General features: G+C 38.9%; 19 protein-coding genes. 15 read left to right on the forward strand and 4 right to left on the reverse strand.

Annotated elements, in window-relative coordinates:
• The first annotated feature begins 10 nt into the window (after positions 1-10).
• The 10 genes from rnpA (at position 11) to BS636_RS05305 (ending at position 11,583) form a co-directional block, all read left to right on the forward strand.
• Positions 11-403, forward strand: a complete 393-nt coding sequence (gene rnpA / locus BS636_RS05255; RefSeq protein WP_099337837.1) for a ribonuclease P protein component — start codon at positions 11-13, stop codon at positions 401-403.
• Between the two features lie 9 nt (positions 404-412).
• Positions 413-733 (forward strand): membrane protein insertion efficiency factor YidD, encoded by a 321-nt coding sequence (gene yidD / locus BS636_RS05260; RefSeq protein WP_099337838.1) that lies wholly within the window; start codon positions 413-415, stop codon positions 731-733.
• 5 nt (positions 734-738) lie between these two features.
• Positions 739-2,502, forward strand: a complete 1,764-nt coding sequence (yidC, locus tag BS636_RS05265) for a membrane protein insertase YidC (RefSeq protein ID WP_099337839.1) — start codon at positions 739-741, stop codon at positions 2,500-2,502.
• Positions 2,503-2,594: 92 nt separating this feature from the next.
• Positions 2,595-3,953 carry a tRNA uridine-5-carboxymethylaminomethyl(34) synthesis GTPase MnmE gene (gene mnmE, locus BS636_RS05270; RefSeq protein WP_099337840.1) on the forward strand — a complete coding sequence of 453 codons (1,359 nt, stop codon included), beginning with the start codon at positions 2,595-2,597 and terminating at the stop codon, positions 3,951-3,953.
• A gap of 205 nt (positions 3,954-4,158) precedes the next feature.
• Positions 4,159-5,409 carry a tyrosine-type recombinase/integrase gene (locus BS636_RS05275; protein WP_099337841.1) on the forward strand — a complete coding sequence of 417 codons (1,251 nt, stop codon included), beginning with the start codon at positions 4,159-4,161 and terminating at the stop codon, positions 5,407-5,409.
• A gap of 621 nt (positions 5,410-6,030) precedes the next feature.
• Positions 6,031-6,267, forward strand: a complete 237-nt coding sequence (locus BS636_RS05280; RefSeq protein ID WP_099337842.1) for a helix-turn-helix transcriptional regulator — start codon at positions 6,031-6,033, stop codon at positions 6,265-6,267.
• Positions 6,268-6,269: 2 nt separating this feature from the next.
• The gene (locus tag BS636_RS05285; protein WP_099337843.1) at positions 6,270-6,485 is read left to right on the forward strand and encodes a helix-turn-helix domain-containing protein; all 216 of its coding nucleotides are present in this window, start codon (positions 6,270-6,272) and stop codon (positions 6,483-6,485) included.
• 102 nt (positions 6,486-6,587) lie between these two features.
• On the forward strand, positions 6,588-9,038 hold the full coding sequence (locus BS636_RS05290; protein ID WP_099337844.1) for a DUF927 domain-containing protein: 2,451 nt from the start codon (positions 6,588-6,590) through the stop codon (positions 9,036-9,038).
• Between the two features lie 1,075 nt (positions 9,039-10,113).
• The gene (locus BS636_RS05300; protein WP_005104939.1) at positions 10,114-11,130 is read left to right on the forward strand and encodes a hypothetical protein; all 1,017 of its coding nucleotides are present in this window, start codon (positions 10,114-10,116) and stop codon (positions 11,128-11,130) included.
• Between the two features lie 3 nt (positions 11,131-11,133).
• Positions 11,134-11,583 carry a type II toxin-antitoxin system death-on-curing family toxin gene (locus tag BS636_RS05305; RefSeq protein WP_005104938.1) on the forward strand — a complete coding sequence of 150 codons (450 nt, stop codon included), beginning with the start codon at positions 11,134-11,136 and terminating at the stop codon, positions 11,581-11,583.
• 69 nt (positions 11,584-11,652) lie between these two features.
• Here the strand turns inward: BS636_RS05305 and BS636_RS05310 are convergent, their stop codons facing one another.
• The 4 genes from BS636_RS05310 to BS636_RS05325 all read right to left on the reverse strand — a co-directional run bounded on the left by BS636_RS05310 (position 11,653) and on the right by BS636_RS05325 (position 15,048).
• The gene (locus BS636_RS05310; protein ID WP_228206930.1) at positions 11,653-12,687 is read right to left on the reverse strand and encodes a hypothetical protein; all 1,035 of its coding nucleotides are present in this window, start codon (positions 12,685-12,687) and stop codon (positions 11,653-11,655) included.
• Between the two features lie 69 nt (positions 12,688-12,756).
• The gene (locus BS636_RS05315; protein WP_099337847.1) at positions 12,757-13,062 is read right to left on the reverse strand and encodes a hypothetical protein; all 306 of its coding nucleotides are present in this window, start codon (positions 13,060-13,062) and stop codon (positions 12,757-12,759) included.
• Between the two features lie 260 nt (positions 13,063-13,322).
• Complete coding sequence (locus BS636_RS05320; protein ID WP_005104932.1) at positions 13,323-13,559, reverse strand: hypothetical protein; 237 nt, start codon at positions 13,557-13,559, stop codon at positions 13,323-13,325.
• 343 nt (positions 13,560-13,902) lie between these two features.
• Positions 13,903-15,048, reverse strand: a complete 1,146-nt coding sequence (locus BS636_RS05325; protein ID WP_099339605.1) for an MFS transporter — start codon at positions 15,046-15,048, stop codon at positions 13,903-13,905.
• A 533-nt stretch (positions 15,049-15,581) separates the two neighbouring features.
• On the opposite strand from BS636_RS05325, the gene BS636_RS05330 reads away from it, so the two are divergent.
• From BS636_RS05330 to BS636_RS05350, 5 genes are all read left to right on the forward strand, one after another.
• Positions 15,582-16,643, forward strand: a complete 1,062-nt coding sequence (locus tag BS636_RS05330; protein ID WP_099337848.1) for an HlyD family secretion protein — start codon at positions 15,582-15,584, stop codon at positions 16,641-16,643.
• 23 nt (positions 16,644-16,666) lie between these two features.
• Complete coding sequence (locus BS636_RS05335) at positions 16,667-18,217, forward strand: DHA2 family efflux MFS transporter permease subunit (protein WP_099337849.1); 1,551 nt, start codon at positions 16,667-16,669, stop codon at positions 18,215-18,217.
• Between the two features lie 102 nt (positions 18,218-18,319).
• Positions 18,320-19,141 (forward strand): hypothetical protein, encoded by an 822-nt coding sequence (locus BS636_RS05340; protein WP_099337850.1) that lies wholly within the window; start codon positions 18,320-18,322, stop codon positions 19,139-19,141.
• On the forward strand, positions 19,138-20,727 hold the full coding sequence (locus BS636_RS05345; RefSeq protein ID WP_099337851.1) for a GH3 family domain-containing protein: 1,590 nt from the start codon (positions 19,138-19,140) through the stop codon (positions 20,725-20,727). Before BS636_RS05340 ends, BS636_RS05345 begins: the two co-directional genes overlap by 4 nt.
• A 2-nt stretch (positions 20,728-20,729) precedes the next feature.
• The gene (locus tag BS636_RS05350) at positions 20,730-22,040 is read left to right on the forward strand and encodes a TolC family protein (RefSeq protein WP_099337852.1); all 1,311 of its coding nucleotides are present in this window, start codon (positions 20,730-20,732) and stop codon (positions 22,038-22,040) included.
• Position 22,041: the final 1 nt, after the last annotated feature.

A 22,041-nucleotide genomic window follows, 5' to 3' on the forward strand; every position in this document is an offset into this window, starting at 1 on the left:
TTTGGGTGATATGACAACGCTTTATAGTTTTGGCACAGAGTTACGATTACGCTGTGCTGCCGATTATAAAGGTGTCTTTGATGGTGCGCTTTTTAAAGTGCATCAACCCCATTTCTTATTTCTTGCAAAACCGTCCGAACTGGCCAATAGCCGTTTGGGTTTAGTTGTTGCCAAGAAAAAAGTGCGCCGTGCGCACGAACGAAATCGAGTAAAACGTCTTGCTCGCGAAAGTTTTCGCCTGTATCAACAGCAACTCAGCGATCTGGATATTGTGGTGATGCCTAAAGTAGGTATCGAAACAGTGCCGAATGCCGAATTGCATCAGCAACTACAATTTGCCTGGCAGAAACTCAACCGTCTTGCCAAAAAGCATATAAAAATAGCTCCCTCCCCACAAAAGTAGAGATGGCCAATGGTACGTTTACTGCATTGGTTAATACGTTTCTATCAGATTGCGATTAGTCCTCTACTTGGACCCCGCTGTCGTTATATTCCAACATGTTCTCAATATTCCTTGGAAGCAGTCCATACACATGGCGCTGTACGTGGTGTGTGGCTGGCTACTAAACGTATTTGCCGTTGTCATCCGTGGGGTAGCTCAGGATATGATCCTGTTCCTCCAAAAGCGATTCGTTTTATTTCATTTCAGCAAATAGATTCTCAAACGCTTCACGTTGCTGTACCCTTTCGTGATCGTTTATTGAACCAAAATCACTCTAACCACTTGGGGTAATACATATGCAACAATGGGCCAGGATTGCAATTCTCGGGGCTATGTTTGTTGTCGCATATTTGCTCATTTTGGCGTGGCAAAAAGATTATGGAAATGCGCAAACTCAACCTCAGCAGGAAGCTGCGGTTGTATCGCATGAAGTGTCAGCAGATTTGCCAAATGCTCAGACGGCGACAGCCGCTTCTGATGTGCCACAAGCAAATGTTCCAGCGCAGCAAGCCACGGATGCTACAGCACCTGTAAGTCAGCAGCTTATTTCAGTACAAACTGACCTTTATCATCTTTGGATTAATCCTAAAGGTGGTGATATTGTTCGTGTTGAATTACTCAATCATGACAAAAACAAAGACAGCGATGAACCTTTCGTGATGCTGGAAAGCGATGCGAAACGAACTTATGTCGCGCAGTCTGGTTTAGTTGGTCTAAATGGACCGGACAGCAGCCGTAGTGGCCGTCCAATGTATGAGCTGGAAAAAACCGCTTATACCTTAAATGATGCCAAAGCAGTCAAGAACAAAGATGGCGAGAACTTAAAAGTTCTGTCTGTGCCAATGGTATTCAAGACTGCTGATGGTGTCGAAATCATCAAAACCTTTAATTTCACTGAAGGTGAATATCCAGTTGTTGTGAACCATAAGGTGGTAAACCGCAGTGGACAGGCTTGGCAAGGTCAAATGTTTGGCCAGATCAAGCGTGATAACTCTGAAGACCCGGGTAAATCTGACCAAGGTATCTTTACTTTAGGTACATTCCTTGGCGGCGCATGGGGTACACCGGATGAGACTTACAACAAGTTAAAATTTGACAACTTTGTTGAAGAAAAACTCAGCACTGAAGCCAAAGGTGGTTGGGTTGCGATGGTCCAGCACTATTTTGTAAGTGCTTGGGTACCAGGTAACCTGAAACTGACTCAGGGCAAAGGCGAAACCTATACTGCGAAGCTTGAGTCACGTAAATCAACTGATGACATGAACATCATTGGCTTTACTTCTCCAACCTTCAATGTACCCGCAGGCACTGTGGCTGAAATCGATGCGACCTTCTATTCAGGTCCGAAAGTTCAGTCAGAGCTGAAAGATCTGGCAACTGGTCTGAACCAGACTGTGGATTATGGCTGGTTATGGCCAATCGCTAAACTGCTGTTTGTTGGTCTGGAATTCTTCCACGGTCTAGTGGGCAACTGGGGCTGGGCAATCATCCTGTTGACCGTTCTGGTGAAACTGATCCTGTGGCCATTGTCGTCGAAGAGCTACCGCTCTATGGCGAAAATGCGTGTGATTGCGCCAGAAATGCAGCGCATGAAAGAAGAGTTCGGTGAAGACCGTATGCGCTTCTCTCAAGAGATGATGGCACTTTACAAACGCGAGCAGGTGAATCCACTTGCTGGCTGTTTACCGCTATTACTGCAAATGCCAATCTTCCTGGCATTGTACTGGGTACTGATGGAATCTGTGGAACTGCGTCATGCACCATGGATGCTGTGGATTCAAGATTTATCATCAATGGATCCTTGGTTTATCCTGCCATTGTTGATGGGTGCGACCATGTATATCCAGCAGTCATTGAACCCTCAACCGACTGACCCAATGCAAGCCAAAGTGTTCAAGATTATGCCGGTGATCTTTACAGTATTCTTACTGTTCTTCCCTGCTGGTCTAGTGCTGTACTGGATCGTGAACAACCTGATTACCATCTTGCAGCAAACACTGATCAACAAGTCTGTTGCCAAAGACCGTGCACAACGTGATGAGGCAAAGCCAGTCAACTAAGTTGTACTGACGGGCTGAATAAATCCGCTTAAGATGGTAATCTTAGGCGGATTTTTTTTACTGTATTTTTTGTTCTTCTGCAGGTGAATTTTATGCTCAACCCAACCACAACTATTGCTGCGATTGCGACACCACCGGGGCGTGGCGGCGTTGGGGTGATTCGCCTGTCTGGTCCAAAATCTTATGAAATTGCCCAGGCCCTGACCCAGAAAGAACTGCCGAAAGCCCGTTTTGCTGGTTTCCGTCAGTTTTATGATGCAGCGGGCGAAGTGATGGATGAAGGTCTAGCAATCTGCTTTCCAAACCCGCATTCCTTTACCGGTGAAGATGTGGTTGAGTTGCAAGGCCATGGTGGTCCAGTGATTCAGAATGCCCTGCTGGCACGTCTGCTGGAACTCGGTGCCACCGCAGCCAAAGCCGGTGAATTCTCAATGCGTGCCTTTGAAAATGGCAAGCTGGATCTGGTACAGGCCGAAGCGATTGCCGACCTGATTGATGCAACTTCTCAAGCTGCTGCACGTTCTGCGGTACGTTCTTTGCAAGGCGCATTCTCTACCAAGGTCAATACAGTTTTAGAACAGCTGATTCATTTGCGTCTACATGTGGAGGCAGCGATTGACTTCCCTGAAGAAGAAATTGATTTCCTGGCGGATGGCAAGATCTTAAATCTGCTGGATGGTGTGGCTGCTGCAGTGACCCAAGTTCAGCAATCGGCACGCCAAGGCCAGTTATTGCGTGAAGGTTTGCAGGTGGTGATTGCTGGCAAGCCGAATGCCGGAAAATCTTCTTTACTGAATGCTTTAGCCGGAATTGAACGCGCCATCGTAACTGATATTGCCGGTACTACGCGTGATGTCCTACACGAAAAAATCACTTTAAATGGTTTGCCAATTACCCTGACCGATACCGCTGGTTTGCGTGAAACTGGCGATATCGTGGAAAAAGAAGGCATCCGCCGTGCCATTAAAGAAATTGAACAGGCTGATCTGTTGTTACTGGTATATGACCTGAGTCAGGGTGATGACCCATTACAATTGGCGCAGGAATACTTTGCTGAGCATCTTGAACCGAAACGTCTGATGTTGATTGGGAATAAAGCAGATTTGACCGGTGCTGAAGCGACAATTGGCGATTTTCAAGGTTTCCGCCATATTACCGTCTCTGCCAAGCAGGAAACTGGGGTTCAATCGCTCATAGATGCGATTACAGCGCATGCTGGCTTCCAGCCGGAAGAAGATACCTTCATTGCCCGTACCCGCCATTTAGATGCAATGAAGCGTACTCAGATGTACTTGGCTGAAGCGCGTGAGCAACTCGTTGTTTATAACGCAGGTGAGTTAGTGGCCGAATCACTTCGCCTTGCGCAAAATGCCTTGGGTGAGATTACCGGTGACTTTAGTGCCGATGATCTGCTCGGCAAGATTTTTGGGTCGTTCTGTATCGGAAAGTAATTTCAAATTTATCCGATATTCTAATAAATTCCAGTAAGTTTTAATTTAAATAAAATATCATTAAGTTTTAATAGCTTAATGATTTTTTATTGCTTTATTATTATTCCAATATGTTCTATTAAGTCATCTAGTGCTATGATTTTTTTAGTCACTTATTAGTTACGTGGCGAATTTAAACCATTTTTAAGCATGAGTGACTAAAAATATGCCCAAGATAAGCGGTTTGTTTTTCTCTACTGATAGAGAGATTCAAAACCTGAAACCACAAGAAAAAAGATATTCAGTTAAAGATAAGCTGAATAACGGTTTATTCATTGAGGTGAAGGAATCAGGTATTAAGTCTTGGCACTATCGTTATACATTCGATGGTAAACAGGAACGGCTTGTTATTGGTCGTTATCCTGACCTATCTCTAAAAGATGCAAGATTAATTAGAGATGAATCGGCTGCAATGGTGGCTAAAGGTATTTCACCCAAACAGCAGAAAGATAAAGAAAAAAAAGGAAAAAGTAGCAGCATCCTTTTTAAGGACTACGGCGAACGCTATTTAAATGAAGTTATTAAGAAAGATAGAAAAGATCCATATAACATGGTTCTTTATTTAAACAATGATATCTACCCATTTATGGGGCATATCACTATTAAAGATATCTCTATAGAAGATGTACGTCGTGTGATTTGGCGTAAAAAGGAACAGGGATATGACGCAGCAGCTAATCAAGTTAGAGGCTTGCTAAAACGTATGTTTGATTATGCGGTAACGCTTGGATTGGTCCTTTATAACCCTATTTTGGCAATTCCATCACGCCATGTATTCAAAAGTAAGCCCAGAGATAGATATTTAAGTACGGATGAAATCCGTAAATTCTATACCACTGTTTTAGACTCACGTATCTATAGAGCGAGAAAGCTAGGTTTATTGTTGTCGTTACTTACGCTGCTGAGAAAATCAGAATTATTGAGAGCTGAATGGTCCCATATAGATTTTGATAAGCGGATATGGCTTATTCCAGAAACAAAGGCAGACAGTAGAACTGGTAACAGTAGAAAAATGATTGTTTATATGTCAGACCAGGTTATTGAGATTCTAAAAGAACTTAAGACTATTGCTAGAGATGAGCCTTATGTATTTGTTGGAAGAAAACGTGGCACACATGTCAGTCATAACGTGCTGAACACTGCTCAAAAAACAGCAATAAGATTTACTGATGTACCTCATTTTACTATTCATGATTTACGTAGAACGGCGAGCACTCACCTGAATGAGCAAGGGTTCAATCGTGATGCAATCGAGAAATGTTTGAATCACTCAACTTCTGGTGTCCGTGCTGTGTATAACAAAGCTGAGTATGCAAATGAACGTATCCAGATGATGCAAAAGTGGAGTGATTTCGTTTTTTCGGTGATTTATGAGTCAAATTTGATATTTTTTAATGGAGGTACAAAGGCAAACTGATTGTTTTTTGCTCATTTAAATAGTGGATAAATTATTAAATTTTCAGCCCATATTTTTGGTAGGCAAATACCTTGATATTCAAAGTATATTGACCAAATAAGCTTGATTTTTAATCGTTCATTTAATACTCAAAAAGGCATGTTTTTGCTAATTATTTGAACTGACCTATGGTGTGTATTGTACTGATAAATAAAAGGAATAATTATTTTTTGATTGATTGGCTTTATACATTAGTTTATCTTTCACACGTTCATTGAGTATTAGGTAAAGCTAATAAGCTCAATAACAAAAAGACTGCTTTAGGTATTGGCGTACCTAACAGCAGTCTTTAGGGAAGCGGTAAAGGAATTGGCGTTCCAATACCCTTAAGTTATTCACTGCCCTTTGCGGGGTACAAGTCTAGAGATTAGAAATGTAAGCAGATTAAATAACTAAGTTAATTAAACGACATAAAATATCGTCAGGTCATATTATCTGAATTATAAATTCTCGTAAAGAAATGCCTGCCCGTTAGTGGATCTTCGAATATCTACTGATGAAATACTTTTGTCTTTTTTTTGATGACTTTGTATTCCCCTCTGCTCATTTTTGATCTCTAGGCAATCTTTGAAGATTGTTAAGATGATTTTATCTAAAACTGAACAAATTAAGAATTTACGTTTAATTCGTCGTAAAGAGGTACAAGCTAAAACTGGCTTTGGTGCTTCTTCTATCTATGCTGAAATGGCTAAAGGGGCGTTCCCGAAACCGATTCAAATATCCGAACGTCGCGTTGCCTGGATTGAGTCAGAAGTAGATGCATGGATTGCTGCACGCATTGAAAGTCGTGATGCCAACATGTCTATGGCAGGGGTTTAATTATGCAGAATCATCAAACAAAAATATTAAATCATCTTAAGTTAGGACAAACACTTTCTCAGGCTGAAGCAATTGATCTCTATAACTGTTATCGCCTAAGTGCAGTTATCTATTGTTTACGAAATTTAGGGTATGCCATTGTTAAACATAACGAATGTAATAATTCAGGCGTAGGAACTCATGCTCGTTATGAATTGGTTCAAGAGATGGTGGCATGAAAAAATACTTACTAAATTTTGTAATAATGCCATTTCCATACAATGATGCAATGTTAATTCCCCTAGGTGTTTGTTACCTAGGTGGTAATGAAATGGGGGATTATGAATACATGTCATAAAAGTCTTCATACGCCCTATCTGGCAATAAATAATCAAAAAAAATATACGCTTATACACCCAGAGGATGATGCTTTACTGCATCATCCTCTTATTGAGCGTTTTGGTCATCCTAAACAGCAAATATATATTGACCAAGATAGTGAGCAACAACCAACTATTTGGCCTCTCTATAATGGGCAATTAGAAGTTGTGCAATATGCTGTCATGCAAGATGGTGAGATAATCGAATTCACATCTGATGGAGAAAACAGGGATAGCAGACTAGCTAAAGGTTTTGCTATGTATGGTGACTTTCATCATGACAAGCCTGTAATCATTACTTATAGCTTAGAGGCATTCTTTAAAGTTGCGCAGACTAACTATAGTGTTGTATTAGTCGTACTACCTACCCTGTGTAGTAAACGTTTAATTGAGCTTAAACCACATGATTTTGAACAAATTCGTTTTGTAATTAATCAGCTATTCCAAGCAAGTTATAAGCAGCTCTATCTACCTATTAGACCTGAGCAAATGCAGCTTGATCCATTTAAAAAGCTGGAGCAGAACACAGCTGTTAGATTGATAAATCACTATCATGATGGCTATGAGTGTGATTTATCTCAATATGATGAAACAGAGCAGGTACAAGAATCTATAAGCCATGCTATAGCTTCTCTATCAAAACAGAATCCACTTCCTAAAGGTCATTTAGCCCAGCCATTCAAGATAGATGACAATTCATTTTTGTACATAATGGAGAGTGGCTTATATCTAGTAAAAGAAAAGAGGGAGGAGGATGGAGAACTCAAGCAGACGCGCACATTCATTTGTAATTCAGCTATTATCCTTGGTGAAGCACGAAGCTTGAATAATGACAACTGGAAGCGTGTTATCCAGTTTCATGATAAGGACAATGCTCTGCATCGACTGCTCATCCCTTATGAGCATTTTATGGGAGAAGCACAAGAGGCATTAAAGATTATTGCCAATCATGGCTTGATGCCACCATGTCAGGCGTACAAAAAGAAAGTATTGATTAACTACATTCAGGATTACCCAATAGAACGGCGTTTCCGCTGTATAGATCGTGCTGGATGGCATGGGGCCTGTTTTGCTACACCTAACAAGACCTATGGTTATAGTGAAGGCGAAGAATTGCTATTTCATAGTGATAATAAAAGCCCCTATACAGTTTCTGGAACTTTTGAGGAATGGCAGCAATTAAGTAAGTTAATTGAAGCTCATGCTTTAGCAGTATTAGTATTTTCATGTGCCTTTTCAGGTCAATTGGTTTTACCCTTGGGAGCTGAAAGTGGTGGTTTTCATATCTATGGTTCGTCAACTGATGGCAAAAGTACCATTACCAAAGCGTCATGCAGTGTATGGGGTGACCCTAAGCAGATCTCTAAGTCATGGCGAACTACTGATAATGCTTTAGAGAATGAAGCTGAATTGAGAAATGACAGCTTTTTGAATCTGGATGAGCTACGCCAGGCTGTTCCAAAAGCCGTATCTGATATTGTTTATATGCTCACTGGTGGTCAAGGTAAGGCGCGAAGTACCAAGGCAGGTAAAAACCGCGATGTTAAGCAATTCAGTCTAATGTATACCTCTACCGGTGAAGTGACGTTAGAGGAACATTTACGACGTGGCAATATTGAGCTTGATGCTGGTTTGCTACTACGTTTTGCACATCTTCCAAGTGATGCGGGTAAAGGTTACGGCGTATTTGATTGTATTAACTACGGTACAGCGCCACAGGATCTAGGTAATCAGATTAACGACTTGGCATCAAAGAACTATGGTCATGCCGGTATAAAGTGGCTTGAATATCTAACCGTCAATAAAGATGCAGTAACGCTAAAAGCACAGGCATTCTTGGACAGTTTTATCGAGCAGCATAATCAGATAAAGAATGGACAGGCTAACCGTGTTTTACGGCGTTTTGGATTAGTAGCGGCTGCTGGTGAAATAGCAACACTGGCAGGGATTACAGGATGGCAGCAAGGGCGTGCATTTGAGGCAATAGCGCAATGTTTTAATACCTGGCTTGGTAGTCTAGGCAATGGTGAAAATATGGAGGAAACAAAGATTCTGGAGCATATTAAAGCCTTTTTTGAAGCCAACGGAACAAGTCGCTTTGAAGACTTAACTGTAATCAGACAAGCAGATGGTGAAGTCACCCGTCCACGTATTCAAAACCGTGTTGGTTACTATGAGCCTAAAAGCAAAATGTACCTTATATCCCCTATTATGTTCAAAAAGGAAATGTGCATTGGAATGAGCGAAACATACACTAAGAAAGTTCTAATTCAAAAAGGTTGGCTTAAGACTTTTAATGAAGGTGGAAAGATATTGTCCAGTAAAAAGGTAAGTAGTCTTTTACCTGATGGCACAAGACCTAGGATGATGCACTTTAGTATTGAAGCTATGCAATCTGACAATGAGTTCTAAAGTTAAATATTTGAAGATGGACAAGGTGGGCATACTATAGTTTAAATGTAATAAGATACTGTTTAATATGTATTTTATTATGCCCATATTTTAGTAAATACTCTTTTAAATAGGGTGGACATCAAGTGGACAAGGTGGACATGATTTAAAGTTATGTCCACCTTTTTTGTTTATGCCCATTATGTGAATACTTGATTGAATAACTAGATAGATATCATAAATTATTTAAAATCATGTGTGTAAGAACTTATGCCCACCATGTCTCTTATGTCCACTTAAAAAGATAGTTAAGCCAATTGAAAATGAAACGGTATAGAGATTTTCTCTTGTACACGCGCGTAATGGGTCAAAATTGAAAATTGAGTATGCTTAAATACTTTGAATATCAAAGTATTTGCTATTTCGTTCCGTTTCGTTTGGCGTTTCGTTTCGTGTATTTGCAGTAAAATAATAAGATCCTTTGTTAGAAAAAGCATTTTAAGAATTTTTCTTATTTAGTTAGATATTTACGTAAATATATAAAAATAGGCATTAGGAATAGAAAATGAGGCAAAGCGATAGTGATGAGCTTTTTAGAGGGTGGCTTACAATCCATGAAACTAAACAATTCTCAGCAGTGGCTGTATTAGTATATTTAGAGTGGCAACTTTTAATAATTAGAAAGATAAGCCTACAGTGAGAGTAAATAATTTATAAGTCTACGCTAACAATCGACTAGCTAAGATTACAATTAAGTATTTTAGGAAAGTACAAAATCTAACTCAAATTTAGTGTAAAAATTATATTCTTACTGATATTAATGTAATGAATCTGGTTACTAATATATTAGTTCTAATTACTACAATTAGTATCTTAAGACTTTGAGTAGAGATAGGTTTTGCTTTAGAGTGTTTTAATAAATTAGTGCAAATTTGTAAAAAATAAATCATCAATTATGAAGAATAATTAGTTACTATCGAACATTAGGAATAAGGTGAAATATTGTTTGTAGTAAATTAATGAGTGGTTTTAGCACCTTTGATTTCAAGGTAAATTCTTATCCATAATTATAGTTTTTGTGTTGGGAGTATTATAAATGATGGCAAAAGATTTAACAGAATCTATTCATGAGCGACAGAATATTCTTAATAATCGCTATGCTCTACAGCAAGCTGAAGCACACCTCAATTTAGGGGGTATCTCTTTTCAGGGTGAAATTGTTTTTACAAAACAACAAGTAATGTCTTTATTCGAAATTAGCGATGCAACTATTGAACGTTATATATCTAACCATGGTGATGAATTAAAAAATAATGGCTATCAAATTTTGAGAGGACAAAAACTTAAAGATTTTAAAGAGTTGGTACATGGTACCCTCATCGGTGAGGGTACCAAAACGAGTGTTTTAGGAATATTTACTTTTAGAGCTGTTCTGAATTTAGGAATGCTATTAACTGAAAGTGAACAAGCTAGAGTACTGCGTTCAAGAGTATTAGATATTGTATTAGATGTAGTAGCACACAGAGCTGGAGGACATACTAAGTTTATTAATCAAAGAGATGAAAACTATTTATTAGCAAGTTTCCAAGAAGAAAATTATCGTAAAAAGTTTACAGATGCAGTTGATAACTACATTGAAGGTAGTCAATGGAAGTATGCAAGATTTACTAATCTGATTTATAAAAGTATTTTTCAGGAAAATGCTACAGAGTATAAAAAAGTATTAAAATTAGCAGAACACGATAAAATTCGTGAAACTATGTACACTGAAGTTATTAATTTAATTGCAAGTTTTGAAGCAGGAATAGCTCATGAGTTAGAGATTGCAGGAAAAAAGAAAGGTAGCAAATTAACTCAGAAAGAAGCAGAAAAACTTTTTTTAGATTTTGAAAAACATCCATTATTCACACCTTTAATTTTGGATGCCAGAACTAAAATGGCGAGTCGAGATCTATGTTTTCGAGACGCCTTACATGAAAAATTGGAAGCTTACATTCAAGCAGTACCAGAAGCTGATTTCGAAAGATTTTTAGGCGAGAAAAGCAAGTCTTTACAAGAACAACTAAGTGATCCAGAAACCTTAGCCGTATTTAAAAGATTAAAGGATCGATAAAAAATGGAGGATATAAGCGTAAGATTTTTATACTTCGATATACATTATGCTATTCATACACATGATTGGATTATTGAAAATACAGGAGGACTGGTAGGAGTAAAAGATATAGGTCAATTAGAGAGTCCTTTAGAACATATACAAAATGATCTTTATTATCCTGAAATTGAAGATAAATTAACGCATTTAGTTTTCTCAATTAATAAGAATCATGCCTTTAATGATGGAAATAAAAGGTCATCTTTAGCACTAGGTGCATACTTTATTGAGCTAAATGGCTTTGATTATATTGTGAAAAAGTTTATTTATGAAATGGAAAATATAGCTGTATGGGTAGCTGATAACGTAATAAATAAGGATTTATTACATAAAATCATTACCTCTATATTATATGAAGATGATTATTCTGAGGAATTAAAGCTTGAAATTCTAGAAGCTATATCTAAAACTTAAATTTAGGTTTGTATCTTTATTCTACTAAGTAAAAAAACTTGATTAAGGACAGAGATAAAGAATAATTGTTTAGGTATACAGAATTCTTGCTTGAGCAGCTACATTCAGATTTACAAACATATTGCCATCTTCAGTAGGATCTACAATCAAGCCCAAGCTTGTTGCAACCTGTTGTGCATATTCCCCAATTATATAAAAGTCGGTATTTTTTGCTGTACCCGCGTCTACCTTATCTTTCAGAGATAATAGTATATCCTTTAGGTTTTCTATTACATCATATAGCTTATGTGAGCTTATCTCATCACTAATAGTCATTCCTCCCTCCTTGCTCGACAAGTCTCCCAAGTAATAAGATGAATATTTAAATAAATTAAAAATTAAGTGAATTGTATTGTTGAATAGAGTAGAAAATCTTGAACTATCGGTGCTGCATAAATATTCCTTAAATGTGCGTTCTATGGAGCTATCAAATTGATTAATTACATCCAGGAGAATAGATTCGTATCTCACGCTCTGGTCTGATCCAATCATATTTGCCCAGCTACACACTTGATATTCGTCCCAGCATGTTAAGGAGGTTAAGTGCATAAATCCCTCCCAGTCATTTCTAAAGTTATCTTTAGTTAGCAATTCTGGGTTCATTTTTAATAGTTGCTGATACCCAAAAACATGACAAAACTCATGAAAGAGCAAGTGAGAAAAATCATTATAAATATTAATAATTTCTTCTTCTGATACTGGCTCAATGTATTCAGTTAGAAGGTACTCAAGACCTAAATACCTACAATTTATGAGGATATAATTTCTATTATAGTCCCCATTAATATTAGTTAGTGTCATTGCTACCCCTACTGCAACACCGTTGGAGTAAGTTAACCGCTCATTGAAAGATTTTAATTGCTGCAGATATTCTTCATCTCCAATTGTAAAAGAAATGCCTTCTAGAGTAGAAATATTAATGAGAGTCGATAGTTCCACAATAGAGTTATAAAAAACAGGAGTTAGTTGGTCAATTAGAGATTGATTGAATCCGATTAGCTTAAAACTAAATCCTTCTTTTAAAGAACTCTTATTTTGCATTCTAATATCTCTTAATTTTTCCATTGATTCATTATCTAGAGTTTTTCTTTTATTGATACAAGCCTCTTAGAGGAGGTTTAGTATTAGAGAAAATTAGAATCTATACTTTCTCCGCATTAATCTTTCATGTAATTCTGCAACATGACACCAGCCAAAAAATAAAATTAGTACTGGCATAGCTATCAAGCCCCAACGTAGCCAATTTAGATTTTCTACAATCAATTGCTGAAAAGGTTGGGTACCTAATATATTTAAACTCGCAATTCCCTTTAATAGTGGGAAGTAACCGATTAGAGCGATAGCCGCAATAGCCATATAAAATATTGAACACCAATAAACCTTTGGATATTCATCAAAAACATAGCCTAGGTGTTCTAGTTTTTCTTTAATCCATTCCATTTTTTTCCCCATAAATTATTGTTAGAAATAAATATATAGGGATATCTGTTTAATTTTCAAGCAATATAAAACTAATCTTATCGATTCTAGTTAAATAAATATTCTACCTTTTTATTACAGCAAAGCCATGTATGTAATTCGGGTACTCTGTTTCTTGCCACTCTATACTCTGAACAATATGAGTGTGGAAGCTAGTAGGAAAATAGCTTATTTTATTTCTTTCTCCTAATAAAAAACTGCCACTTAGGACGGTTTGCTTACTAAAGCCTTGGGCAAAATCGCTCCCAATCTCCTCTCATTAAAATTTTCTCTTCTTCTGATAATGGAGTCAGGCTAAAAATTGAAAATATTGCATCATGGTATTCAATTTTATCAACCAAATAATAAGTTCCTAACGAGGATTCATAATTATTGATATGTCCAGGCATTAGAGTGGATTCAAACCGGTATTCACCTAAATCATCCTTTTTGGTTTCAAAAGATTCTTGAACTTTCATAGTTTATCCATAAACAATTTTAGAGAGACTACTTTACTTTAAAAATAAGAACTAGACCAAATTAGGTTCAAAGCATTTCTTTATCCTCACACTTTAACATCCCCTTAGCTAAAGTGCAGTTCTCCTAGATCAAGTGTAATATTAATTTTGATTAAATAGAAAAAGTAGATCAGGCACAGAATAAAAATGCTTAGCGGTGACATAAATAGTCACCAATTAGGCACTAACATGAATTTATTTCATTAACTAATTAATTTATATTAAATTAATTAGTTAAAATATATTCTGTATTGGGAAGTAATCCCTAAGTTATAAAAAAAGCCCTCATTCGAGGGCTTTTTTGTTAGGCCTTTATGCGCAGTTTCTGATGTGATAACCAGAGAACTAAACATAAAGCACTCATCACAACGCAGAAGCTGATTACACTAAAAGTTAAGCCAAAATGGTCAGCCAAGTAACCCACTGCAATAATCGGCACAATCGTGCCTAGATAGCCAATAAATAAATAGGTTGACATCACGGCTGCGCGGTTCTGTAAAGTTGTGATCGTATGAATCACACCAAATGCACCCATCAGGGCAAAGCCATGCCCAATCCCAAATAAAATATCACTGACAAAAAATAAGATGCTCGTTTTGAGGATCATACATAGCGCAAGACTAACTAGACTTACCAGCATAATGATTAAGCCAATATTCAGACATTTCTTTGCAGCAACCGCTTTGGCACAGAACTGCACTACAGCAGAAATCAGCAGAATGCAGGTAATAGCGGTACCGCTGACCAAAGGACCATGCCAAGGTAAGATATCCTGCACGAACGATGGTGAAAGTGAAGCAAATAAACTGAAGGCAGCAAAGGCACTAAATGCGGTAAAACCAACAATCAAGAACAGCGCATGATATTGCTGCTCTGGGCGCAGTAGTTTAGGTGCAATACTAAAGGGCTGGCGTTCAAATAATGGTGCTTTTAGCCAGAACAAGCCAATAAAACACAGCACTGCGCCAAGAATAATAGGCAGATATGGAGTGATCAGTGGAGTTTGAGAATACTGTGCAATGACTCCTCCGACAAAAGGCCCTAGACCAAAGCCGATAGCGGTCAGAATCGATACCAATTGCGGTGCAAGCGACTTATGACTCTCAGGAATGGTTTGCATCATGCCAATCATGGCAGAGGTGGTCATCAAACCTGAAGCAATGCCAATAATGAAACGGCCGAGCGATAAAATTAGCGCATTGTCTGCAAAGACAGAAATAATTAACCCTAAGCTAATAAATACCAGACCGATTTGTAAGGTTCTTAAAAAACCAATGCTGTTACTGGTTCGCCCCAGGAACAACAGCGTACCCAGACAGCCAAACATATAGGCGACAAAAATATAGGTAATCTGGCTTGGGGATAAATGCCACACCTGTTGATAAATGGGATAAAGCGGACTTGCCAGCGCCGTTCCGATGGTGCCCATAATCAAAGTGAAACTAACCATGGCGAAAGGTCGCCATGAGGTATTTGCTGTCATGCTGCTGCCATAGAAGTTCCACATCAAACTATAAAAAAGAATGATATAGAAGAAAGAAAAGAATGGGTGGCAGTGTATCGGTTAGATGAAAAAGCGGTCAATGCTATTCAGTTTTATCTTCGTAACAAACAGATAGCTAGTGGTCCTAAAATTTCTATGAGTGTTATTAAAATAATTTTCACTCAAAATATTAATTAACTTTAAAGTATTGAGACCTCTTTATTACAAATATTGTCCTACCTATTATGTGATTTTGCCGAGTGCCTTTAATCGGAAAAAAATAAGTTCAAAAAAATAAATTTTTAAAAATATTAAAATCAATTGTTTATATCTGTATTTGTTTGTCGGCTTAAATTGAGTTGCCTATTGGAACGCTATATATTGATGACCTAGGGTGAGTGTATCAGCACCATTTAAGAAAAAAATTCTAAACAATAATTAGAATAATTTAAAAAAATAATAAAGTCACATGCGGATATGTGGCGTCCAGGATTAAGCGTATGGAAGCGGTCTTAGAGTCTCAAGATGTCGATCACCTGAGTCGGCGAAAAATAGTCGCATGGATTATTTTTGGTGCACTGTTCGTAGCACTCATGCTCTGTGTTGCTTATTACTTCATGGTCTATCGTTACTATCAATCCACTGATAATGCTTATGTACAAGCTGATGTGACTTGGTTAATGCCTAAGATTTCTGGTGAAGTCATTCAGCTCAAAGTCAAAGATAACCAATTCGTAAAACAAGGGGATGTACTGGCTTTGATTGATCATCGTGATTATCAAGCCCGTTATGATCAAGCCCGCTCCATGGTGGATTTAAAAACGGCAGCTATCGCCATTCATACTGAAAATGAAAAATCCGCACAATTTAGCATTGAAGAAGCATTGAGCAACGTTAATGCGGCTCAAGCTGAATTGGGCCGTTTAGAGGCCGATTATCTCCGCTATCAACAACTTTTGGGTGATGGCGTGATCACGCGGCAACGATTCGAAACCATTGAATCTCAATACGTCTCTGCACGTGCGCAGTTAGCACGTAGTCAAGCCATGTTAAATACAGCAAAAGCTCAATATGGCAGCGTTCAAGCTGGACGTGCACAGATTATGGCAGATTTAAATAATGCGAAAGCGACAGTCAATTTATATCAAGTTGATTTAAATGCAGCAAAATTAATGGCCCCTGTTTCAGGCAATATCGGCAGCTTGTCTATTCAGCTTGGTTCTCGTGTTACGCCTCAATCCCGCGTATTGGCAATCATTCCTGAAAATAGTGTCTTTGTAGAAGCAAATTTTAAAGAAACCCAAATTGAGAAAATGCATAAGGGACAAAAAGTCCAGGTGAAGCTAGATGCTTATCCGAATTTAACCTATCGAGGGATAATTGACAGCTTCTCGCCTGCATCGGGTGCGACTTTCTCGATGATGCCGAGTGATAACGCCACAGGTAACTTCAATAAAGTCGTACAACGTATACCAATACGTATTGTGCTTGAGCCGCATCCTCAGATTGAACTGGTAAAACCGGGCATGTCGGTAATTGCCAAAGTCGATCTCAGATCTTAAGTCTGATTTAAGCGCTTATCACAATGAAGCTGCATACGAACAAAACAGATTGGGCTTTCCCGAAATCTGTGGCCTGGGTGATCTTTGCTGCCATGATTTTTGGAAATTTCATGGCGATCATGGATATCCAAATCGTTGCAAGTTCACTTAATGAAATTCAGGCAGGCATGAGTGCAAGCCGCTATGAAGTGACATGGGTACAAACGGTGTACTTGATTGCCGAAATTATTGCGATCCCGATTGCCAGTATCATGTCCCGGATTTTGTCGACTCGAACCTATTATTCGATTTGTGCCATTGGTTTTACCTTAAGTTCACTTTTATGTGCATTGGCATGGAATTTAGAGAGTCTATTGGTATTTCGTGCCTTTCAGGGATTTATGGGCGGCGGTATGATTCCGACGTCTATGTCGGCACTGTATTTGCTCTTCGCTGAAAATAAAAGGACCTTGCCGCTGGTTCTATTCGGTATGGTGAGCACGCTGGGTCCTGCGATTGGTCCAACCATTGGAGGATGGCTCACCAATAACTTTTCGTGGCATTGGATGTTCTTGATTAACATCATTCCAGGAATTGTGATTAGCGTCATCGTTTATGCGAACCGCGATATTGATCAAGCTGATCATGCCGCATTCCGAACTATGGATTGGTTTAGTCTGATTGGGCTTGCAATGTTCTTGGGTGGACTGGAGTACTTCCTTGATGAAGGTGCGCGACACGACTGGTTTAGTGATGTTGGAGTGAGAAATGCATTCTTCATTTGTGTAATCGGTGCGTTGATTTTCTTTTATCGAAGCTTTACCACCGACAAGCCACTGCTCGATTTAACCGTTTTTAAGAATAAAAACTTTAGTTTGAGCTGTATGATCACCTTTGTGATCGGGATGGCACTGTATGGATTGGGCTACATTATTCCGGTTTTTTTAGGACAAGTCCGGGAAATGAACAGTAGTCAGATTGGTCATATCATGATGGTCAATGGCATTGTGATGTTCTGTTTTGCGCCGTTACTGGCATGGATGATTCCCAATTTTGATACACGAAAAACGGTTTTTGTCGGGTTATTCCTGGCCGGTATCGGGATTTGGATGAACTCCTATTTGAGTATCCATAGCGACTTTGAGTTTATGTTTTGGCCACAGGTATTTCGTGGGATCGGACTCATGATTTGCCTGATTGTGGTGTCGCATTTAGCCATGAGTACTTTGGATGTCGGCAAGGTGTCTGATGCGAGCGGAATTTATAACTTGATGCGAAATATTGGTGGTGCAGTCGGCCTTGCCATTATTAACTCATCACTGGATTGGTTTACAGCCCTACATGTCACAGCACTGAATACTTTTATGACTCCTGAGAATTATGTCTTTATTGAGCGCTTAGAAAGTTTGAAAATTCAGTATGCGACCATGGGAGATGCAGCTGAACAATTGGCGATTGCCACGATTTATAAGGATATTCACTTTCAAGCCATGAGTTCAGGCTTTAATGATTTACTTCGATTACTCGCGATTGTGGTTTTTGCAGTAGCGGTGTTAACAATATTTATGGATAAAACCCAGAAAATGAAAACATAGGAGGCTGAAATGTAAAAGGGATTTTGTGTTGTGAAGCACACTAAAACTAAATAATAAAAATATTTATAAAAATAAATATAAATCAATTATATAGGTTGTAATATGGTTCGTAAACTTAGAAAACGTATGCGCTTGACTCGGCCAAGCGTAACTCCACATGGACGCTATGTGGAAAGAAAAAAAATTAATGAAAAACAATTAGAACAAATGTATTCCATTTATCAGGACTATTATGAGAATACTCAGTTTTCCTTGTTCTTAAATGATTTCAAAAAGAAAACGGGTGCGATTTTACTATTTCATCCGCAAACAGATGACATCATAGGCTTCTCTACGGTCGCAATTCATCATTTCGAGTTAAATGATAAGAAATATACCGTGTTATTTAGCGGTGACACTGTCGTACATAAAGACTTTTGGGGCGCGCGTACGTTGCCACTGGTCTTCTTTAAGCTCTTGGTTAGACTCCGAGTAAAATACGCATTTAGAGAGTTCTATTGGTTATTGATTTCCAAGGGCTATAAAACCTATCTGTTATTGGCCAATAACTATTTTGTCTACTATCCACATTTCAATGGAAAACATAAACAGCTATCTCCAATTGTAGAAAAATATTGCCATACGTATTTCCCGGTGTATTTCGATACTAAAACCGGCTTACTTAACTTTGGCAATGATTATCAACCCTTAAAAGGTGAAGTCGCACCGATCACCCTGGAAATGCGTAAAGCAAATCCAAAAATTGATTTCTTTGAAACCATGAATCCAACCTGGCATTTGGGTACAGAATTACCATGTATTGGGCGTTTTGGATGGTCTGATCTAGCACGATATCCAATACGTCTCATGACTAAGCCACCAAGTAAAGGTCAATCTCCACTGGTGGCTCAAATGAAGTCTGCGGGTCAGGGTCTACCCTCATGATTTTGAACTCAGCCCTTACCTTTGCATCACACCAGATCCTCAGGAAATGGTGTGATCAGCAGGATCAGCATTTTCAAAATAATCTGACCCGTTTAGAGCAGATCCAGCGTGCCAAACTGAATAAAATTTTGAAAAGTTCGACCTTTGCAACCCAGCAAAATATTCAAGACTACGCGAGTTTTACAGCGGCTTTTCCTGTATCGCGTTATACAGATTGGAAAAATGCGATTTTAGCCAGTCGCGATGGAAAACAGCATTTATCAACTAGTCCATTGGTGCGTTTCCAGCCCACCAGTGGTTCGAGTGAGCAAATTAAATTTATTCCCTACAACAAAATGTTTTTAGAGGAATTAGACAGCGCGATCGCATCCTGGTTATCGAGTATTTATCGCAAATGTCCTGAGCTGGTCTATGGAACCCACTATTGGTCAGTCTCCTGGTTGCCAGAAAGTCAGCGTGAAGTTTTAAAAGATGACAATCTCAATGACGATAGTGCATTACTTGGTTTTGGTAAGCGGATCTTGTCTAAATTTACTCAAGCCGTTTCAGGCGATGTCTCTTTTGCAGCACAAGCGGAAGATGCCATTTTTGCCACGCTGTGCTATTTGGTTGCCGATAAAAATCTGGCCATGCTTTCGGTATGGAGTCCGACCTTTGCGATTCAACTGCTAGAGAAACTTGAACAATATCGACATGAAATTATTCAGGTGCTAGATACAGGAAACTGGGGCAAACGTGCTGAATCCCTGCAGCAAATGAAAGCGCCGAAAAATAAGAAACGTGTGATTCAGCTGATTCGTAGCCAACAGAATGGTCAGTTGCAATTGCAAAAGTTGTGGCCAAGATTGAAGTTTTTATCCAGTTGGGACACGGCTGGTTCACAACAGTGGGCATCGGTCTTACAAGAAAAAATTCCATTTGCACTGTTTGAGGGTAAAGGACTATGGGCAACCGAAGGTGTGGTCACGATTCCTTATGATGGACATTATCCCTTGGCCTATCACAGTCATTTCTATGAGTTTGAATATCTTGAAGGCGAACAGATTGGTCAGGTCATTCCATCGTGGCAGTTAAAACTCGGTGATGTGGTCAGTCCGATTATTACGTCGGGTAATGGTTTATTACGTTATAGCCTGGATGACAGTTTGTTGGTCACAGGTTTTATGGGCGATGTCCCATGTTTTGAGTTCCAGGGACGCCGTTTTGGAGTGGATTTGGTCGGTGAAAAGCTCGCACCCGATACCGCAATGCAAATTTTAAATCACTTATCCCATGAGAATTTCAAAGCAGTATCGCTGTTGGCAGTCGATACCGGATTATCTGAAAAGCCGTATTACAGTGTGCTGTTCGAAGGCAAGCAACCTGCTTCATTTAACCCTGAACAGATTGATCAGTTATTACGCGGCAATTTCCATTATGACCTTGCACGAGATTTGGGGCAGTTAGATGCAGCGCAGTTTCATTGCACCCAAGATGGTTGGCAGGCGTATAAAACACTGGTGATGCATGATGGAATGATTGAAGGAAATATAAAACCCGAACCTTTAAAAAAGATCCGTTCAGAAAGCTTGAAGTTACTGGCTTAAGAATGAGGCAGGGATATAAAAAATCAGGGATAGATGTGAAAAAATTATTATTTTGTCTTATCTGTAATTGTATCAGTATTCATGCAGCCTATGCCTTGTCATTGGATGAAGCAATTGATGCAAGTTTACATTATGAAAGTCAGCTCAAACTTAAACAGCTTAGCTTAAATCAGTCTGAGGCAGTACTCGAGCAGGCGAAAAAAAGTCATGGCTTGAATGTAAATATTCAGGGGCAATATGACTATGAACGGGTTAATACGCCGTCGGGTGTGATGTTCCCGACATCAGGCAACCGACATGGGCGAGCAGTTCAATTACAGTTTGATTATCCAATTTATACTTCCGGTCGTCATCAGTTAGGTGTCGATGTTGCTGAGTCTCAACGTGCTGCACAGCGGCAGTCTTTTTTAGACAGTAAAGCAGACACGATTGTACAGACTGTAATGGTATATACCGAAGTGTTGAAGAAACAGGCAATTTTAAAGCTGAGAGAAAACGTTTACCAAAACCTGGAACGCGCATTATATGAAGCACAGAAAAAATTTGCGGCAGGTGTGATTACCCGTGCAGATTTGGCACAAGTTGAAGCGCAACTTGCACAAGGTTTTGCGGACATCACCCAAATGCAGTCTGAACTTAAAATTAGCATGACACAGTTTGAGCAAGTCACTGGAATTCGCCCTCAGCAACTGCAAACCGTTAGTAAAGTTCCCAGCTTACCCATAACGCTTGAAGATATGCTGTTGCATGTAGAGCGACATCCTGCATTGAAACAGGCAATCCTAGAAAAAGAGGCCTTTGACAGTCAGTACAAACTCACTCAACGAGAACTGAAACCGTCCGTATTATTATTAAGTCGAATCTCGAAGCAAAATGAAGCGACGTATATCGGTTCAGAAAGTGACAATTACTTAGTCGGTTTGCAGGTCAATCTGCCCCTCTATAATGGTGGGTTAAATAAAGCCAATTTGAAAAAGGCCAGCGCCGATATTGAAGTTGCACAGCAGCGGATTGAGGTGATTCAACGCCAGTTGTCAAAACAATTACAAGACACCCATGCACGCTTGCAATCGATTCAGCAAAACAAAAAAGCCATCGAAATGAACATTCATTCAGCATCTATGGCGTTGGATTACATTCGTAAAGAACTCGAATTTGGGACCAAAACCACCTACGATTTATTAACGGCTGAACAGAAATTAGCAGACGTTAAAACGCAGCAAATTGTAAATAATCAAGATGAAATTTTATTGACCTATCAACTTTTAGAACAAATGGGTCTTTTAGATACTACACTCGCAAAAACACAATAAA

The sequence above is a fragment of the Acinetobacter sp. LoGeW2-3 genome (assembly GCF_002688565.1).
Lineage (GTDB): Bacteria > Pseudomonadota > Gammaproteobacteria > Pseudomonadales > Moraxellaceae > Acinetobacter.

What these genes read in the sequence shown, in the direction of transcription:
- rnpA (WP_099337837.1), top strand. Translation starts at nt 11, where the DNA reads ATGACAACGCTTTATAGTTTTGGCACAGAGTTACGATTACGCTGTGCT.
- yidD (WP_099337838.1), top strand. Translation starts at nt 413, where the DNA reads ATGGTACGTTTACTGCATTGGTTAATACGTTTCTATCAGATTGCGATT.
- yidC (WP_099337839.1), top strand. Translation starts at nt 739, where the DNA reads ATGCAACAATGGGCCAGGATTGCAATTCTCGGGGCTATGTTTGTTGTC.
- mnmE (WP_099337840.1), top strand. Translation starts at nt 2,595, where the DNA reads ATGCTCAACCCAACCACAACTATTGCTGCGATTGCGACACCACCGGGG.
- BS636_RS05275 (WP_099337841.1), top strand. Translation starts at nt 4,159, where the DNA reads ATGCCCAAGATAAGCGGTTTGTTTTTCTCTACTGATAGAGAGATTCAA.
- BS636_RS05280 (WP_099337842.1), top strand. Translation starts at nt 6,031, where the DNA reads ATGATTTTATCTAAAACTGAACAAATTAAGAATTTACGTTTAATTCGT.
- BS636_RS05285 (WP_099337843.1), top strand. Translation starts at nt 6,270, where the DNA reads ATGCAGAATCATCAAACAAAAATATTAAATCATCTTAAGTTAGGACAA.
- BS636_RS05290 (WP_099337844.1), top strand. Translation starts at nt 6,588, where the DNA reads ATGAATACATGTCATAAAAGTCTTCATACGCCCTATCTGGCAATAAAT.
- BS636_RS05300 (WP_005104939.1), top strand. Translation starts at nt 10,114, where the DNA reads ATGATGGCAAAAGATTTAACAGAATCTATTCATGAGCGACAGAATATT.
- BS636_RS05305 (WP_005104938.1), top strand. Translation starts at nt 11,134, where the DNA reads ATGGAGGATATAAGCGTAAGATTTTTATACTTCGATATACATTATGCT.
- BS636_RS05310 (WP_228206930.1), bottom strand. Translation starts at nt 12,687, where the DNA reads ATGGAAAAATTAAGAGATATTAGAATGCAAAATAAGAGTTCTTTAAAA.
- BS636_RS05315 (WP_099337847.1), bottom strand. Translation starts at nt 13,062, where the DNA reads ATGGAATGGATTAAAGAAAAACTAGAACACCTAGGCTATGTTTTTGAT.
- BS636_RS05320 (WP_005104932.1), bottom strand. Translation starts at nt 13,559, where the DNA reads ATGAAAGTTCAAGAATCTTTTGAAACCAAAAAGGATGATTTAGGTGAA.
- BS636_RS05325 (WP_099339605.1), bottom strand. Translation starts at nt 15,048, where the DNA reads ATGGTTAGTTTCACTTTGATTATGGGCACCATCGGAACGGCGCTGGCA.
- BS636_RS05330 (WP_099337848.1), top strand. Translation starts at nt 15,582, where the DNA reads ATGGAAGCGGTCTTAGAGTCTCAAGATGTCGATCACCTGAGTCGGCGA.
- BS636_RS05335 (WP_099337849.1), top strand. Translation starts at nt 16,667, where the DNA reads ATGAAGCTGCATACGAACAAAACAGATTGGGCTTTCCCGAAATCTGTG.
- BS636_RS05340 (WP_099337850.1), top strand. Translation starts at nt 18,320, where the DNA reads ATGGTTCGTAAACTTAGAAAACGTATGCGCTTGACTCGGCCAAGCGTA.
- BS636_RS05345 (WP_099337851.1), top strand. Translation starts at nt 19,138, where the DNA reads ATGATTTTGAACTCAGCCCTTACCTTTGCATCACACCAGATCCTCAGG.
- BS636_RS05350 (WP_099337852.1), top strand. Translation starts at nt 20,730, where the DNA reads ATGAGGCAGGGATATAAAAAATCAGGGATAGATGTGAAAAAATTATTA.